The 17923-nt window shown below is 37.7% G+C and carries 15 protein-coding genes, 1 tRNA gene and 1 pseudogene; 4 read left to right on the top strand and 13 right to left on the bottom strand.

Translation table 11 applies throughout. From position 1 onward, the window contains the following. Window positions 1-136: 136 nt before the first annotated feature. A complete protein-coding gene (locus AAFX60_004190; GenBank protein ID XDF78365.1) occupies window positions 137-2011 on the bottom strand; it encodes a methyl-accepting chemotaxis protein in 1875 nt (624 codons plus the stop codon). Between the two features lie 425 nt (window positions 2012-2436). On the opposite strand from AAFX60_004190, the gene ushA reads away from it, so the two are divergent. Beyond that, window positions 2437-4098: a bifunctional UDP-sugar hydrolase/5'-nucleotidase UshA gene (gene ushA / locus AAFX60_004195; protein XDF78366.1), complete on the top strand. Its 1662-nt coding sequence runs from the start codon at window positions 2437-2439 to the stop codon at window positions 4096-4098. Between the two features lie 50 nt (window positions 4099-4148). On the opposite strand, the gene smrA is transcribed toward ushA, so the two are convergent. Further along, the gene (smrA, locus tag AAFX60_004200) at window positions 4149-4733 is read right to left on the bottom strand and encodes a DNA endonuclease SmrA (protein XDF78367.1); all 585 of its coding nucleotides are present in this window, start codon (window positions 4731-4733) and stop codon (window positions 4149-4151) included. 210 nt (window positions 4734-4943) lie between these two features. Between smrA and AAFX60_004205 the strand changes: the two genes are divergently transcribed. Next, window positions 4944-5020: transfer RNA gene (locus tag AAFX60_004205), tRNA-Pro, on the top strand. Between the two features lie 196 nt (window positions 5021-5216). On the opposite strand, the gene AAFX60_004210 is transcribed toward AAFX60_004205, so the two are convergent. The 3 genes from AAFX60_004210 to AAFX60_004220 form a co-directional block, all read right to left on the bottom strand. Further along, window positions 5217-5654 carry a DUF411 domain-containing protein gene (locus tag AAFX60_004210; protein ID XDF78368.1) on the bottom strand — a complete coding sequence of 146 codons (438 nt, stop codon included), beginning with the start codon at window positions 5652-5654 and terminating at the stop codon, window positions 5217-5219. A 102-nt stretch (window positions 5655-5756) separates the two neighbouring features. Further along, window positions 5757-7505: a copper-translocating P-type ATPase gene (locus AAFX60_004215; protein ID XDF78369.1), complete on the bottom strand. Its 1749-nt coding sequence runs from the start codon at window positions 7503-7505 to the stop codon at window positions 5757-5759. Between the two features lie 89 nt (window positions 7506-7594). Beyond that, complete coding sequence (locus AAFX60_004220; protein ID XDF78370.1) at window positions 7595-8437, bottom strand: cation transporter; 843 nt, start codon at window positions 8435-8437, stop codon at window positions 7595-7597. 85 nt (window positions 8438-8522) lie between these two features. Here AAFX60_004220 and cueR point away from each other — a divergent pair, with 85 nt between their 5' ends. After that, the gene (gene cueR / locus AAFX60_004225) at window positions 8523-8924 is read left to right on the top strand and encodes a Cu(I)-responsive transcriptional regulator (GenBank protein ID XDF78371.1); all 402 of its coding nucleotides are present in this window, start codon (window positions 8523-8525) and stop codon (window positions 8922-8924) included. 35 nt (window positions 8925-8959) lie between these two features. On the opposite strand, the gene AAFX60_004230 is transcribed toward cueR, so the two are convergent. The 6 genes and pseudogenes from AAFX60_004230 to AAFX60_004255 form a co-directional block, all read right to left on the bottom strand. Next, window positions 8960-9814: a co-chaperone YbbN gene (locus AAFX60_004230; GenBank protein ID XDF78372.1), complete on the bottom strand. Its 855-nt coding sequence runs from the start codon at window positions 9812-9814 to the stop codon at window positions 8960-8962. A 327-nt stretch (window positions 9815-10141) separates the two neighbouring features. Beyond that, window positions 10142-10969, bottom strand: a complete 828-nt coding sequence (locus AAFX60_004235) for an SDR family oxidoreductase (GenBank protein ID XDF78373.1) — start codon at window positions 10967-10969, stop codon at window positions 10142-10144. Between the two features lie 184 nt (window positions 10970-11153). Then, window positions 11154-12161 (bottom strand): glycine betaine/L-proline ABC transporter substrate-binding protein ProX, encoded by a 1008-nt coding sequence (gene proX / locus AAFX60_004240; protein XDF78374.1) that lies wholly within the window; start codon window positions 12159-12161, stop codon window positions 11154-11156. Between the two features lie 2 nt (window positions 12162-12163). Next, window positions 12164-13245, bottom strand: a pseudogene (gene proW / locus AAFX60_004245) (glycine betaine/L-proline ABC transporter permease ProW). A gap of 3 nt (window positions 13246-13248) precedes the next feature. Further along, a complete protein-coding gene (proV, locus tag AAFX60_004250; GenBank protein XDF78375.1) occupies window positions 13249-14436 on the bottom strand; it encodes a glycine betaine/L-proline ABC transporter ATP-binding protein ProV in 1188 nt (395 codons plus the stop codon). A 389-nt stretch (window positions 14437-14825) separates the two neighbouring features. Then, a complete protein-coding gene (locus AAFX60_004255; protein ID XDF78376.1) occupies window positions 14826-15731 on the bottom strand; it encodes a TIGR01777 family oxidoreductase in 906 nt (301 codons plus the stop codon). 127 nt (window positions 15732-15858) lie between these two features. Here AAFX60_004255 and yfcE point away from each other — a divergent pair, with 127 nt between their 5' ends. Next, window positions 15859-16410: a phosphodiesterase gene (yfcE, locus tag AAFX60_004260; protein XDF78377.1), complete on the top strand. Its 552-nt coding sequence runs from the start codon at window positions 15859-15861 to the stop codon at window positions 16408-16410. Between the two features lie 66 nt (window positions 16411-16476). On the opposite strand, the gene AAFX60_004265 is transcribed toward yfcE, so the two are convergent. Beyond that, window positions 16477-17022 carry a regulatory protein ToxS gene (locus tag AAFX60_004265; GenBank protein XDF78378.1) on the bottom strand — a complete coding sequence of 182 codons (546 nt, stop codon included), beginning with the start codon at window positions 17020-17022 and terminating at the stop codon, window positions 16477-16479. After that, window positions 17013-17894, bottom strand: coding sequence for a transcriptional regulator (locus AAFX60_004270; GenBank protein ID XDF78379.1), 882 nt, complete (start codon window positions 17892-17894; stop codon window positions 17013-17015). The genes AAFX60_004265 and AAFX60_004270 overlap by 10 nt, the downstream gene beginning before the upstream one ends. Window positions 17895-17923 lie beyond the last annotated feature (29 nt).

Raw genomic sequence — 17923 nt, forward strand, 5'->3', positions numbered from 1 at the left:
AGTAATGCGTGTAGTTTTTTTACAATATCTAACAGAATTATTTTCTTTTTTGTTGGTTTTATTCTTATTTTTTGAAAAAAAAAGACAGAATGTGAATTCACGTTCTGTCTTTAATTTAGGGATATGTTTAATGAATTTACAGTTTAAATCGGTCGATTTCTTGTTTTAATTCATTTGATAGTTCAGAGAGCTCAGACGCCTGAATAACAGATTGCTTTGTTTCTTCTGTTAGTTCGTTTGAAACATCACGAACCGCTTCAGTATTACGTGTGATTTCTTCAGTCACAGATGATTGCTCTTCAGCGGCCGCAGCAATTTGAGCTGCCATATCACTTATTTGAGTCACTGAGTTCGTGATTTGCAACAAGCTTGCTGAGGCCGATTGCGCATCTTCTACACTTGTATTTGCAAGGTTCTGGCTATCTTCCATAATGCCAACTGCTTTTTGCGTTGTTCCTTGCAGTGTTTCGATCATTTGCTGAATTTCTTGAGTAGAAGCATGAGTTCGTTGGCTTAGAATTCGAACTTCATCAGCAACTACTGCAAAACCACGACCTTGTTCGCCTGCTCGAGCTGCTTCAATAGCGGCATTTAATGCAAGCAAGTTAGTTTGTTCTGCAATGTTTTGGATTGTTGAAAGAATCGTATTGATGTTCTGAGCATTATGGTGAAGTTCTTCAATAACGCCAGTTGCTGTTTCGACTTCTTTTGCAAGGTTGTCGATAGAGTGTTGGCTTTGGCTCACTTGCTCTGCACCATGATTTGATGCTGTCACGGTTTCTTCAGCTGTTTGAGCTGTATTATCAGCATTACCCGCAATCTCTTGTGTCGCTGCTGCCATTTCATTAATCGCAGTTGCAACCATATTGATTTCATCCATTTGATGTTGGATACGAACATTACGTTCTTCCGCTCCCTCTGCCGTAGAGTTTGCTTGGTTTGCTAGTGTTACTGAAATATCACGTAAACGACATACCATTGAATGCATGTTACCAACAAAGGTATTAAAGTTAATGGCAAGTTGACCGACTTCGTCATCGCTATGAGGTTCTAGACGTTGAGTTAAATCGCCTTCACCAGATGATATTTCTGCTAGTGCGTCTGATACTCGGATTAAATCTCTAAATAAAAGATTAACTAATGTTGTTACACCAATAGCAACAATTACCGTTAACACAATGCTTAATAAAATGATTTCACGAAGTAGGGCACTGTGAGCCGCTTCTTCTGTTTCTTTTGTCATTTCAACTGCAAATGTCCAATTAGTATTTGGTACTTTAGCGAAATAAACCAGTTTTTCACTGCCGTTAATATTAGCAACTTCAATGCGATTTGCGCTGATTGAATCTTGAATACTTTGGGCGCTCATATCGCTGAAATAGCGATTCACTTCTTTTTTAATTAGCGCTTTATTTGGGTGAGCTAGGAACGTGCCGTCACTATCAATTAGCATTGTAATGGTATCTTTACCTGCATCTAAACTGATCACATCATCAATTAGTTGATCAATAAGAACGTCAGCACCAACAACACCTAAGAATTGACCATTTTGATAGACAGGTTCTGCGATGGTTACCAGTAGAGACTGAGTGATAGCATCTTGATAAGAAGAGGTGATGATCTGCTTATTTTCACGTTGAGCTTCTTGATACCAAGGTCGTTGACGAGGGTCGTAATCTGCTCGATTTCTCTCTGGGTGGGAGCGGAACATTTCGCCTTGTGGTGTTCCAAAGAAAATGTCATCAAATCCACCAGCTTTACGGCTGATTTGTAGGAATGAAACAACATCTTCTTCTTGGCTATAGTCATTAAAGGCATGTGCAATTTCAGCTTTTAATGTTATCCAGTTTGATATACCGGTTGTTGCAGCAGATGTAACGCTTTCTGCACGTGAATAGACACCATTGCGTGTTTGTTCAAACAGTTGGTTAGAAGCCAACCAAGTAAGAGCAGAGGCAGTGATGATGACAGCAAGTAAACTAGCACCGATTAACTTATGTTTTAATTTCATGATTTTGCCTAATCTTATTAAAAGTAATCCATTAATATTAAAAAGCTGTGATTTGTTGGTCTTATTATAAGCTTTGATTATGTTATCGGGGCAAAGTGAAATAACTTTACTTATTTATAAGTAGTATTGATGATAAATATTTCAGGTTTTAGTTTTTTATATAAAAAATGAGAATGGACGTAGTTTAATAAGTAAACACTAACCTGAAACGTAAACGGTTGCGTGTTTAGTGTGTGTTAATTCCTTGTGTGGTTTATCTTTTTTTACATAATGATCAGTAATTTTTAGTGATCTAATAGACATATTTATGAGATCAATGTGAGTGTATGACGTAATTCTTTTAAACTTGGTCAGGTTATTTGACCAGTTAAAGAGATAACATTCTTACTGGTTATAATTTATCCCCCTTTGAATAATGGTGAAACATGATGGAACGTCTTTCTCTAAAAACAGCTATTGCAGCTGCATTGGTAACAACTTTAGCTGGTTGTGCGACAACGTCTGAACCTGCTTGGCAAGAAGATACAACATATAAAATCACAGTATTGCATACCAATGATAACCATGGTCGTTTTTGGCAGAACAAATATGGTGAGTATGGAATGGCTGCTCGTAAAACGTTGATCGATGACATTCGAACTGAAGTGCAAGCAGAAGGGGGCAGTGTGCTTCTTTTATCTGGTGGTGATATTAACACTGGTGTACCAGAATCAGATTTACAAGATGCAGAACCTGATTTCAAAGGCATGAATAAAATTGGTTATGATGCGATTGCATTAGGTAACCACGAATTTGATAATCCACTGGATGTACTGCAAAAACAAATTGATTGGGCTGAGTTCCCAATGTTATCTGCCAATATCTATGATAAAAAAACTGGCGAACGTATGTATCAAGCATACGAAATCTTTGAAAAACAAGGTATTAAAATCGCTGTAGTTGGTTTAACAACAGAAGATACAGCAAAAATTGGTAACCCTGAGTACATCGGTAGTCTTGAATTCCGCGATCCTAAATTGGAAGCAAAGAAAGTGATTGCTGAATTAAATGAAACTGAAAAACCTGACCTTATTTTTGCCGTAACTCATATGGGACACTATGAAAATGGTGAGCGTGGTATTAATGCTCCAGGTGATGTTGCTCTAGCGCGTTCTTTGGATATGGGTGAGTTAGATATGATTGTGGGTGGTCACTCGCAAGAGCCTGTATGTATGGAAGGCCCTAACTTAATTAAGAAAAACTTTAAGCCGGGTGATGAGTGTAAACCAGACCAGCAAAATGGTACATGGATTGTTCAAGCTCACGAATGGGGTAAATACGTAGGTAAAGCTGATTTTGAGTTCCGTAATGGTGAATTAGAAATGGTTAGCTATGATCTTATTCCTGTTAACTTGAAGAAAAAAGTAAATATCGATGGTAAAAAACAACGTGTATTTATTGAAGATGAAATTGAACAAGATGCAGAGTTACTTGCTTTCTTAAAACCGTTCCAAGAAAAAGGACAAGGCCAACTTAATGTTAAGATTGCTTCAACTAATGGCAAATTAGAAGGTGATCGTAATGTTGTTCGTTTTGAACAAACTAACTTAGGTCGCTTGATTGCTACATCACATATGGTTCGTGCAAAAGCTGATTTTGCAGTAATGAACTCTGGTGGTGTACGTGATTCAATTGAAGCGGGTGATGTAACTTACAAAGACGTATTAACGGTTCAACCATTTGGCAATATCGTAACTTATGCGGATATGACGGGTAAAGAAGTGTTAGATTACCTTAACGTAGTTGCGACTAAGCCTGTTGATTCTGGTGCCTATGCTCAATTTGCTGGCATTAAAATGACTGTTGAAAATGGTAAAGTATCAAATGTATTTATTGGTGGTAAGCAATTACGCCTAGATGAAACATATCGTTTTACAGTACCAAGCTATAACGCTGCTGGTGGCGATGGATATCCAAAAATTTCAGATCACCCTGGCTATGTAAATACAGGCTTTGTTGATGCAGAAGTACTTAAAGATTTCCTAGAAACAAACAGTCCTATTGATGTGAATGAATTTGCTCCACACGGTGATATTGTTTACAAATAGTAGTAAGTTTACTGGTTAATAAAAAGCCTCCAGATATTTGGAGGCTTTTTTTATGCACTGCGTTTTTGATGCTTTTCTCTGTTCTCTAATTTCTTTTCTGCGCTTTTCCTTAATAGGATATATACCGCTCCCGATCCACCATGTTGTGCTTTAGCTGAATGTACGCACATCACTTCTTTTATTTGCGGAAGCCATTGAGCAACATGACTTTTAACTAATGCCGGAGGATTGGATTTTGCACCTTTACCATGAACGATAACAGCAAAGCGTACATCCATTTTCTGGCATTGTTTTAAAAAATGAAGCACTTCATCTCTAGCTTGTTTTAATGTGCGTTTGTGTAAGTCTAAACGTGCTTGAATTTCATATTTACCGAGACGAACTTTTCGATATACGCCATCTTGAACGCCATCGCGTTTAAACTCAATGATATCGTCAGGTTGTAATAATGGTGCATTATCTAAAGACAGAAAATCTGGATCCGTTTCTGATAATGCTTGCGCTGCCTCTTTACGTGCTAATTGAGATTCTGTTGCTTTATGGGGAGAGGTTAGTGGTGTCACTATATCTTGTTTAATGGGTTTTACATCTCCCATCATCTCTTGGAATAGTGAAAATTCATCTGTATGAGGCATAAATAATCCTTAGAGCGATCATATATTTATTTGGATTATAGTGATGTAATTGATGAATTCTAAGCAAATTTTGATGATTTATTTATGAATTCGATTAATTTGATGAATAAATAGCCGAACAAATTGAAAAATGAAAAAAACACTTGTCAAAAAAATCCTGAGCAGTATTATAGCCCTCGTTGACACGGACAAGGTCTTTGTTAAACATCTCGGTGAATAGCGCAGCTTGGTAGCGCATCTGGTTTGGGACCAGAGGGTCGGGGGTTCGAATCCCTCTTCACCGACCACTTTTAAAAAAGCCGCATCAGAAATGATGCGGCTTTTTTGCATTTGTCGATCTTATATTCATTCAAGTAACTCTTTATTCTACTTACTGTGATTGATATAAAAACGGCATTGATATCACTCAACACCGTTTATTATTTCCCTAGTCCCTAGTCCCTAGTCCCTAGTCCCTAGTCCCTAGTCCCTAGTCCCTAGTCCCTAGTTATGCGTATTAAATAACGCTAATTTTCCATTTTCTTTAAACGCCACAACTTGGTATTTGTCTTTTTTATCTCCATATTCCATACCTGGAGAGCCCATTGGCATACCTGGAACGGCTAATCCTTTGTAGTCACGAGGATCAGCAAGAAATTCTTTAATATCAGATGCTGGAATATGGCCTTCAAATACATAACCATCAATGACAGCGGTATGACAAGAAGTAAGACGAGGATCAACACCTAGTTTTTTCTTAATCGCACTCATGTCTTCATGCTTTTCAGTTTTAACGTCATAACCGTTATCTTTCATGTGTTGTTCCCATTCAGTGCAACAACCGCAGTAAGGGGATTTGTAAGAAGTAACTTCGGTTGCTGCAAATGCAGATGAGCTTATTAACATAAGAGAAGTGAAAGCTATTTTTTTTACGTTTTTCATGGTGATATTCCACTATTTACTTTGAATTAGGTGAAAGCCAGAACCAAAAAACAATGGCGACTATTAAACAAATACCAATTACATTAATCATGGTTCCACCTGTTATTTTTGTTGAGGTTGAGGAGTAAAAAGTCGTAACCGGTTTGCATTGGTGACGACCGTTATAGATGAAAGTGCCATTGCTGCGCCTGCAACTACTGGACTTAGTAGCATGCCAGTAAATGGGAATAAAATGCCTGCCGCAACAGGGATCCCAATGGTATTGTATATAAATGCACCAAATAGATTTTGCTTCATATTTCTCATGGTTGCTTTGGATAATGTAATGGCATTGACTGCAGTTAATAAAGAGTGATTCATTAACGTTAAATGTGCACTTTCAATTGCAACATCGCTGCCATTACCCATTGCAATGCCGACTTCAGCTTGTGCTAGTGCTGGGGCATCATTAATACCATCACCTATCATGGCCACTTTTTTGCCTTGTTTTTGCAGTTCTTGGATTGCTTGCGCTTTACCATCCGGTAATACTCCAGCAATGATTTGATTGATCCCTAGTTCTTTTGCTACGTGCTCTGCAGTCTCTTTACGATCGCCAGTTAACATGACAACATCAATACCAAGTTGGTTAAATTGCTTGATAGCAGCTTTGGAATCTAAGCGAATGGCATCACTGACCTGAATAACCCCGATACACTCTTGCTCATTAGCCACATATAAAGGCGTAGCTGATGGTGAAATAGATACATCAGGAGTTGGTATGTTGTTCTTAGTAAGGTAACGATGGTTACCAATAAATATGAGATTACCATTTACTATCGCTGATGCACCTAGGCCCAGTTCGGCAGTAAAATTTGTACTAGTAAGAGGTATCCAATGGTTGTCATTTAAATAATTCACAACCGCTAACGCCAATGGATGCTCAGAATGAGTTTCGACTGCTGCTGCGAGTGAAATTACTTCTTTTTCATCGTATTGGTTGAAAAGGGTGACGTGATTTACCCTTGGTTTCCCTTCCGTTAATGTTCCTGTTTTATCTACAACAACCGTATCGATGGTGCTTGCAGTTTGAAGTACGTCAGCATCTTTAATTAATGCACCAAATTCAGCTGCTTTACCAATTCCTACGGTTACCGACATAGGCGTTGCTAATCCAAGGGCGCAAGGACAAGCAATAATTAGAACCGTAGTGGCGACAACTAACATGTAACTTGATGTTGGCTCTGGACCAAAGTTATACCAAATAAGAGCGGATAGAATTGCGATAATCATAACGCTCGGAACAAAGATTGATGATATTTTATCTGCCAATTTAGCTAATTTAGGTTTACTGCTCTGTGCATTTCGTACCATAGTAATAATACGAGCGAGCATGGTGTGCTCACCAACTTTCGTCGTTTTAAAGGTAAAGCTTCCTTGTTGATTGATGGTACCGGCATGTACGGCATTACCTAAGGATTTTAAGCTCGGTATTGGCTCTCCAGTTAACATGGCTTCATCAAGATAGCTCTCACCACTCAAGATAGTGCCATCAACGGGAATTTTTTCACCGGGTTTAATTTTAATTACCATTCCTTCAACCACTTGAGTGACAGGCAAGGTAACCTCTTGGCTATCAATAATAACGGTAGCCGTTTGTGGTTGTAAGTTGATCAGTTTTTCAATGGCATTTGACGTGCGATTTCTGGCTTTAGTTTCAATGAGATTACCCAGTGTAATTAAGCCTAAGATCATTGCTGTTGCTTCAAAATACACATGACGAGCTTGTTCTGGGAAGAATTCAGGAAAAAGAACTAGTGCCATGGAATATAGCCAAGCAGAGCCTGTGCCTAATGCAACTAAGGTATCCATTGTTGCTCTATGGTGAGTAAAGGCTTTCCATGCATTCACAAAAAAGTGTCGACCGGCAGTCAGTAATAATCCTAAACAAATAAACCCAATTACCCCCAAGCGATTTGGTCGTGAGTATTTGATATTTGCATATTGCCACCGAAAACGCCCCACAACATGAGCGGAGCACCGATGCTTAATGATAAAATAGTATTTCTTTTATGTTCAGAGGTTATTTTTAGAAACTGTTCTTTTTGTCGCTCTCTACGCTGTTCTTCACTGACACTTAGTTCTGCTCCATAACCGCCGTCTTCAATGCTTTTGATTAATGTCGGTACATCGATATCGCCATGAACGAGCGCGGTGCGTTCAGCAAGATTAACCGTCACTGAGTGTACGTTTTTATTTTGTGCAATGATTTTTTCAACAGAAGATACGCAGCTCGCACACGTCATTCCAGACAATATTAATTGTGTCGTTTTTTCTGATGAATGGCTGATATTGTCTGTTTTTGAGCTATCAGATAGAGACGTTTGTTCCTCTTGATTATCAGATGCAGGTGATACGGAACTTGCGTGAAAGCCAATAGACTCAATGAGGTCGATAATGTGTTGTTGCGAGTGAGTGGTTTCTAATTTCAATAGTGTTGTTGAAATAGACGTAATACTGGAATGCGATAAACCACTTAACGCTTCTTTGGTTTTATTGACGCACTTACCACAATTTAATCCAGATAAATAAAGAGTGACATCTTGTGCTTTAGGGACGGAGTATCCCAGCTCTGTGATTAATTTAACCACCTCTTGATAAGAGAGACTGGTGGTTAGCTTTGTATCCGTTTTAGTTACCGAGTATTGCTGTACATGCGGATTATCTGCAAATGCTTTTTCTATTTTTGCAATACAACGACCACAGTTTAATCCCGCTAAAGGCAGATTGAATTCTTGACTCATAATAACCTCGATAACCTATCTTGATATTAGGCATCATAAACCTTACAGTTAATGGAAGGTCAAGAAGAAAAGTAAAGAGAGTTGTATGAACATAAGTGAAGTAGCGAAATTAACTGGATTAACAGCAAAAGCAATTCGTTTTTATGAAAGTAAAGGGATAATAAAAGAGGCGAGTCGTGGCGCAAATGGGTATCGTCAATATACACAACATCAAGTAGATGAGTTGTTACTTATCCGTCGCTCAAGGTTAGTTGGGTTTAACTTAGATGAATGTCAAGAGCTGTTAAATTTATCGAATAATCCAAATAGACGAAGTGCGGATGTAAAACAAAAAACACTAGAAAAGGTTTCAGAAATAGAAACTAAGATAGAAGAGTTAGAAAGGATGAAGAAAACGTTATTAGATCTAGCTGATACATGTCCTGGTGATGATAGTAATGACTGTCCAATCATTAAAGGATTAACCTGTTGTCATGAGAATAAATAACAACAGGTTAAATAATGACAGGTTATATGCTTACTTTAATAAAGTAGAGAATAGAGTTGGCGACGGAATTTACCAGCGATAGGGTTACCTTGACCTAGAGCTGATAAAATATCCATCATCACTTTTTTTACTTGGCCATCTTGAGCATTAAGATCGTTAACTAATATCGCCATTAAAATCTCTAACGCCTCTTCTTGGCGATTCACTTGGCTGTATTGAATAGCAAGCTCTAATGCGACTTCTGTATTAGTTGGATCTGCGTTGTGTTTTTCTTCTAGTGCTTGGATTTCAGGTGTATTACCTGCTTGCTTATGCAGTTCAAGCTTAGCAACTAATTCTTTATATTTACTATCTTGATCTTGCATTAAAATTTCAGACAAGACGCTTTCAGCTTGCTCATAAGCTTGTGTTTCAATATAGCATTGAGCGATATGAAGCTTGATCTGCCCATTGCCACCAAAATGATCTAATAAAGCAAGCAACATAGGAAGGGCCGCTTGGTATTCACCCTCTTCAACTAACTTAAACGCTTGACCTAATTGAAGCTCTTCTTGACTAGGTAAGTGTTTGCTTAACATATCTTGGATGGCTTCAATTGTTTGAGGCCCCCCCATACCATCTACGGCTTGACCATTTTTAAATAAAGCAATAGTAGGTAATGTTTGCACCCCAAATTGTTGAGCAAGGCCTTGTTGTTCTTGGCAATTAAGTAGGGCAAGGGTAACAGCATCACCGTATTGTTGGGCAAGCTGTTGAAGTGCAGGTATTACAGAAAGGCTTTCTTGGCTCATTGGCGCCCAGAAGTGAATCAACACAGGGGTTTGCACTGAGCTTTCTATAATTTGCTGGAAATTTTGTTCGTTCAATTCAACGCTATGTTCTGCTTGCATATCTTGTCCTAAAATCAGAATTATCTCTTTTAGTAGATATATGGCGTTAGTGGCTATTTTCAAGGAGACAAAAAACAAGAAAGCCACGATATTAATATATTGTGGCTTTTTGTTTGCAAGCAAAGGTTACTATTAGATCAGTATGAATACCGCAACCGCTACACTCACACAGATCCAGTTAATTTTTCCTAGTGTCATACTTCCCTCGAAAACACTAATCGACCAGATAGTATTAAATATACGATTGCTTTATGACACTAATATTACATTTTTATCTTTTTCTCGTATTTATTAAAAATTACACAGTGGTGGCGGTATAAAGTTACATTAATCACTCTTATTTAAGATCTTATCGAGGATTTTTGTTGGTAAAATACGTTTAAGAAATGCAAATAAATACGTTGGAAAGGTAACCCGATACCTTACTTTTGGTTTTGTGGAATTTAAGGCGTGTAGTAATGGGGAAATGACGGCGGTTGATGGTAAAACAAACGCACTACCTGACTTTTCTTTTTCGAGTCTTTGTTGCTGAATAAGGTATTTTTCCTTATGAGGGCTATTTTCTACATCTATCCATTTATTAAATGCTTTCAATGCGTTAGAACGAAATTCGGTTTCTATTGGTCCAGGTTCAATTAAGCAGACTTTAATGTTTGTATCTGATAGTTCTAGACGTAACGTATCTGTCCAACCTTCAATAGCAAATTTTGATGCGTTATAAGCTCCACGGTATTTCATAGCAACAATACCTAAAACAGAGCTGTTTTGAATGATACGTCCTTGATTTTGTTCTCTCATTATAGGGAGTAATTCTGTTACTAACTGATGCCAACCAAAGAAATTAGCTTCGAACTGTTCTTTTAAGACATCACGAGGTAGATCTTCGAGTGCTCCTGCCTGTCCATAAGCCCCATTATTAAATAAAGCGTATAATTTTCCATCAGTTAGTGCTTTTATTTTGTGCACAGCATCACTGACGCTCTGAGGATCATTATAATCGAGTTGTAAGCAAGTGAGCCCTTCCTTCTGAAGTCGAATAACATCTTCTTCTTTTCTACATGAGGCGATAACATCAAAGCCGTGTTGCTGTAATTGGTGAGCTGCGGTATATCCGATACCTGTAGAGCAGCCAGTTATAAATATAGAACGCTTCATAAATCCCTATAAATGTTTATTAGCAAACCAAATAAGTACATAGACCTTATTTTCGCTGACATAAGTACAATAGAAAACAGTATAAAGTAGGGGTTATAGAATTGATAATTCGAGTGTGAGATTTTGTGTATAAAACAAAAAAAGCCAATAATGCTATTGGCTTTTTTGGGAGTATGATGAAGGATTACATGGCTGCTTTTTTCGCTTCATTTATCCAAGAATCAAATAAATTACGGTTTGCTTTTATCCAACCATTGACGTGAGATTCAATATCAGCAGTGTTGTTTTTACCTTTACTCATCATCATGTTTTGCGCACTCACATCGTTGATGTTTAGCTTAATTATTTCAAATAACTTTGCAGCTGCTGGGTTTTGTGCCGCAAATTCTTTATTCGCAATAATACGCATAGAGTTCATTTCAAAACCGTAGTTTTTACCATTTGATAATGTGGTATCTACATTTTTACGTTCACCCGGTAATGCAGAGAAAGGAACTTCTAACCAAACAACGTCTTTATTTGGTACTAGAACACCACTTACCCAGTAAGGTGTCCACGTATAGTAGAGAATTGGCTCGCCATTTTTATAACGTGAAATCGTATCAGCAATAATTGCTGCGTAGTTACCTTGGTTATGTGTGACAGTATCTTCAAGTTGATAAGTCTCAATTTGGTGTTCGATTACCATTTCGCAGCCCCAACCAGGGTTACAACCAGTAAGATCCGCTTTGCCATCACCATCAGCATCAAATAATTTAGCTATCTTTGGATCTTTTAATTGACCAATATTAGTGATGCCATATTTCTCTGCTGTTTTTTTATCAATTAAGTAACCTTGAGCTGCGCCACTTACGTATTGGCCTTGACGGTAGAATTTGTCATCACCACCAGACATTGTGTATTTATCGGCATGAAGAGGGAACCATCCAACAGCAAGAAATGTTGCATCGCCTTTAGAAATTGATGTGTAAGCAACGTTGTAATCCACTTCTTTTGTTGGTTGTACATCATAACCAAGTTCTTCAAGAGCGCGATTTACAATCGAGGTTTGAAATGTTTCTTCAGCAACTGTTGATTGAAGAGCTTGAACGCTAACTCCTTCTCCTGGAAGCTTTTCAGCCCAAACATTAGTAGATAAAGCTAATGTTGAAACGATACTGGCTGTTAGTGTTTTCTTCCATGAATTAATCATTCTTATTTCTCCTTAAGTTTCAGTTCTTGTTTTGGTTCTTTTTTTTGAGCAAATATTTTTAATAAGATGGCGACAGGTCCCATTTGATACCAACGTAATTTGGTATTGCCTGCGTTTACACCTAATACTTGAGTGATTCTATCGAGTAAAATGGCAAGGATAACAATACCTAGACCACCAACGGCAGCTAGCCCCATATCCAACCTTCCGATACCTCGTAATACCATTTGACCTAAACCACCTACAGCAATCATAGATGCGATAACAACCATAGACAGAGATAGCATTAAGGTTTGGTTTACACCAGCCATGATAGTTGGCAGCGCTAGAGGTAATTGGATTCGATAAAGCATCTGTTTTTTATTTGCACCAAAAGAGTGTCCAGCTTCAATAAGGTCGGTAGGTACTTGCTGAATACCGAGTATGGTTAAACGAACAACCGGAGGTAAAGCAAAAATGATGGTTACGACTACACCTGGAACATTACCAATACCAAATAGCATAACGATTGGAACTAAATAAACGAATGCAGGGGTGGTTTGCATTGCATCTAAGATAGGTCTAATAAATTTGGCAGCAGTGCGACTTCTTGCTAACCAGATCCCCATAGGGAGTCCGATAAGTAAACAGAAAAACACAGAGGTCATCACCAGAGCAAGGGTCGTCATCGCTTGTGACCAAGCACCGATAAGTCCTATAAATAACAGTGAAATTGCAGTGGATACACCAAGTTTTAGATTTGAAAATTGCCACGCAAGTAAAAATAAAATAAGCAACATGAATGGCGCAGGTGTTGATACAAGAGCGGTTTCAAAAGAGCTTAAAATAAAGTCGATAGGAACACGTATTGCTTGAAATAGGGGCGACCATGCTCCACTAACCAATTTAATCCAGATTCAACCCATGTATCTACAGGAAGAACCGCTTCTTCAAATGGATTTAAAATATCAAAAGATTTAGTGTCTACTGTTTCTGTTGTTAACCAATCGTTTGAAGATGCTGATTCGCTTGCTTGACCCCAAGGATCGTTTGATTGAGTTTCAGTTTGTGACCATGGATCATTTGTTGTTTGATTTGCTGACATGACCTATCCCTTATCTAACGTTTGTAGAAGTCGTGATTTAGTCACAACACCAAAGTAATTACCGTTTTTGTCAACGACAGGAACGGAATAAGGAACGTCAGCAACAATACCTAAAATATCATTAATTGGTTGTTCAGGTGTAAGAGTGACGCCATTTGCCAATTGAGCACTTATTAATGAATTATGGTCATTATGAGCTTCGCGAAGAGAGTCGACAGAGACTATGCCAGAGTAGTGGTTACTTTTATCGACAATAATCCCATACTCGCGATCATTATCAATTAAGATTTGAAGAGCTGAAGCTGGGCCATCATGTTCTGATTTTTTAAAAACAGCGGCAGGTTTTTTTCGTGCAATATCTTTAGCCGTTAAAACGCTAGCAACATTTACACCTCTGAAAAATGCTTCAACATAGTCATTGGCTGGATTATTAAGGATATCATCTGGAGTGCCTACTTGAACGACTTCACCATTTTGCATAATAGCAATGCGATCACCGATCCTCATCGCTTCATCAAGATCATGAGAGATAAAAACTATCGTGCGTTTATCGTCATTTTGTAAGCGAATGAGCTCGTCTTGCATTTCAGTTCTGATTAAAGGATCAAGAGCAGAAAATGCCTCATCCATTAATAAAATATCTGGATCACAAGCTAATGCTCTAGCAAGACCAACTCGTTGTTTCATACCACCAGATAGTTCATCAGGGTAAGATTCAGAATAGGCACCAAGTCCAACTCTATCTAGCGCTTCTAGTGCACTTGCTTTTCTTTTTTCCGTATCAACTCCTGCGAGTTCTAAACCAAAAGCTGCATTTTCTATGACTGTCATGTGTGGCATTAGAGCGAAGTTTTGAAAAACCATGGAGATGTTGTTGCGGCGGACTTGGCGAAGTTCTTCTTCTGAAATGTGGGCGATGTCTTTTCCTCTGAGAAACACATTACCTTTTGTTGGTTCGATAAGTCGATTGAGAAGACGAACTAATGTGGATTTTCCAGAACCAGAAAGTCCCATTATTACGAAAATTTCGCCTTCTTGAATACTAAGAGAAACATCATTAACCCCAATCGTTAATCCCGTTTTCTCAAACACTTGATCTTTATTTGCGCCTTTATCAATCATTGAAAATGCACGTTCAGTGTCTTCTCCAAATACTTTGTACAGTCCCTTAACTTCCAGTATGGGATTCATGTTTTAGATCCTTTATTAAAAAATTACTTAGTACTATAAGTAAAATGCGGTTAATAATCAAGAGTTACCATATTGTAAAATTATTCACCAAATTCATTTTTTTGATAAATGAGTCGCATAAGTGCGAATTTGTGTTTTGTAAGTAATTGATTGTACGTAGTTTAAAGTCTTGGTAATAAGCAATAGTATCAATTTAATAACATGTTGAATCTGGAGATTAGATTGAAAACAAATGAAGTTAATAGAGGTATTTTGATAATTGATTTGAGTACGAATTAAATTCTAGAGAGGAGGGAACTATGTGCTAATGATCAGCTCTATCTTCACTTCGATAAACAATGACATTGTCTACTCGAAGTGAATGATATTTTAAAGTGGAAGGGGCGAGGTTATTGTAGAAGTTGTTTTAATGCCGATTCTATCCGTGAGTAGCGAAATTTGAATCCTTCATTAACTAAACGTTTTGGTCTTATACGTTGGCTATCTAAAAGTAATACTGCGGATTCACCTAGAATTGTTTTAATTAATAATTTAGGGGTGAATAAAAAATGTGGGCGTTGCAGTGTTCCTGCTAAGGTTTGGCTAAATACGCGGTTGGTTACAGGGTGAGGAGCCGTGATGTTATAAATACCATGGCTTTGCTCTTCAAAAACTAGGTGTAAGATAGCAGAAACCATATCATCAATATGTATCCATGACATATATTGTTTACCGTTACCGATTGGTCCACCTAAACCGAGTTTGTATGGGAGTAACATTTTTCCTAGTGCTCCACCAGATTGCGATAACACAATGCCAGTACGCAGTATGCAAACTCGAGTATTGTCGTTTTGAGCTTGGAGTGCTTTGCTTTCCCATTCTTGACATACTTGATGAGTAAAATCGGGTAGGGATACCTGCATGCTTTCGTCTATGTTCTTATTATCATGATTGCCGTAATAGCCGATAGCTGATCCAGAAATAAAACAACTAGGTGGAGTTGAAGAGGCAAGACAAAGTTCAGAAAGCTGTTGTGTTAGTTCACATCTACTCTGAATGATTTTTTTCTTTTGTTTTTTTGTCCATTTTTTATCGGCAATGGGTTCTCCAGCTAGATTGATAATAATATCTATATCATTGAAGTTTGGAAAAGATGACAGGTCAGAAACAAACTCTACATGTGGTAAAGCAAGGTGGTTTAAAGAAAGTTGGGCTTTTTTTATATTTCGAGTAAGAAGGATTAAGTGATGCCCTTTTAGGTGGTCGAGTAATTGCTTTCCTATTAATCCTGTACTACCTGTTATGAGTATTTTCATCTCGTCTCCTGCAAGATATTTTCGTTATCTGTCTAACTAAGTATAAATTGACTTCAATGATTGGCAACTTTGCTTACATTTCCTTTATACTTTGTGTTCGCATTATATCGATATTTAAGGACCTTTCGTGAAACTATTTTTTGCTTCGGATCTGCATGGATCTTTACCTGCAACCCAGCGTGTTATTGATACGTTTCTAGCTTCAAAAGCAGATCACCTGATTTTACTTGGGGATTTAATTAATTTTGGTCCACGAAACCCATTACCTGAAGGTCACAACCCAATTGCGGTTGCCGAATTATTAAATCAATATGCAGATTCTATCATTGCAGTAAGAGGGAATTGTGACAGTGAAGTTGATCAGATGCTGCTTTCATTTCCTATCATGTCTGATTATCACATTGTGCTATTACCAACGGGTCAAAAATTATTTTTAACTCATGGCCATATTTATAATGCTGATAAGCGACCACCATTGAAAAAAGGCGATATTATCGCTCATGGTCATACGCATATTACGGTTGCTGAGTGGGTTGGAGAGCAAATTATTTTTAATCCAGGTTCAACAACTTTCCCACGTATTGAAGGGGAAAAAGCAAGTTATGGGTTACTTGATGGACAGACGCTAAGTGTATGTGATTTTGAAGGTAATACTTTGCACTCGATTGATATTCAATAATTATATTTTTTAGATATAAAAAAGAAGCGTAACAATCGCTTCTTTTTTATTAGTTTGAAATCATGGTTAATGCGAAAATAGAATACCAGAACCGTAATTTAAGCTCGTGAGTAATAATGTTTTGTCATTAACCACATCAACTCGCTTACTTTGTTGAGCATCCATTCTGAAAACTCGCATAATCAGCTTTTTCTGAGATCCTGAAAAGTTTTTGTTGTCACTAGCAGTAACGTCTTTAAATTCAGTAGGGTCAATAAGTAAATAATCACCGCTGTAATCCCAATTACCAGTCTCCATTACATTGATTGTTAATGGATGAATTTCATCAGCTAACCCGCTGTAAATCGTTAATGTAGATGATTTTGAATAGGTCTTATTTGGTAAATAAACCACGTTAGATTTAATATCAGCACGTTTAAGTGGGCCCATATCCTCATAGTCTGTGTCTATTCGAACTGTGCTCATACTTTGCCATTCTTTAGATATTAATAGCTGTTCTACTTTACTGTCGCTTTTCCAATAAAACCATGCACTACCTATTACTGAGATAGTTAGCAGGATTAAGGGTAATAAACGTTTGAATAGAGGTAACTGCTCTTTGTTTATCCACATACCTTATCCACCCCTTTTTGATCAATTAGCAAGCGTACACTGATGCTTTGATCACTGTGTTCTTCGCTATGTATATAATTTAATGTAATTTGATTTGGTTGACCGCTAGTGGCAATAACTTCAATTGGTTTTAATGAATCAGTGTGCTTTGAATTATAAAAATTTGTACATTGTTCAATAAGAGGTTTCCACTGTTCGATACTAGGGTGGTTAACCGGAACAAAAACAGGCGTATTATCATAATTAGCGACTTCAACAAAGGCATCTGATTTTGGCGTATGATTGACATAGGCAATAATAGGCAAAACAAAAGCAATAATAAGCATTATTGTGCCTAAAAGAGATAGATGTGCTTGTGGTGTTGAATTAGTCGTAGATGGCTGATTTATTGTTGCGTTTTGTTGCGGTGCCACAGCTTGTGCTTCTTGAGCATCATCTTGATGCACTGAAGCGGTATTTAGAGAATCGATTGACGGAGTATTCTCTAAATTGTGTTCAGTTTCAGCTTCTGTTTGCTGGTCAGGATCGACTTGAGCAACAGCTGTTGAAATAAATTGATAACCACGTTTTGGTACTGTTTTTACATAAACAGGTAACTTGGTTGGGTCTTGGAGCATCTTCCTTAATGTAGAGATAGCTTGAGTTAAACTTGAATCATCAACTTCAAAGCCTTGATCTCTCCAAACATACTCATGTAGTTCGTGACGGCTAACAACCTTCCCTGGTTCTTGAATCAGCAGGCTTAAAACTCGACTTTCATTACCACCCAAGCGAATAATCTCATCATCATTTAGAGTATCAATAAGACTATTGTCGTTTGGATCGAAGAGAAACCGGTCGCCAATAATAATTTTGTTATTTTCTGTATTCATCGGTTATTAACTCAGTAGTGGCAGTTCTT

This window comes from Aliivibrio fischeri (assembly GCA_038993745.2).
Classification (GTDB): domain Bacteria; phylum Pseudomonadota; class Gammaproteobacteria; order Enterobacterales; family Vibrionaceae; genus Aliivibrio; species Aliivibrio fischeri_B.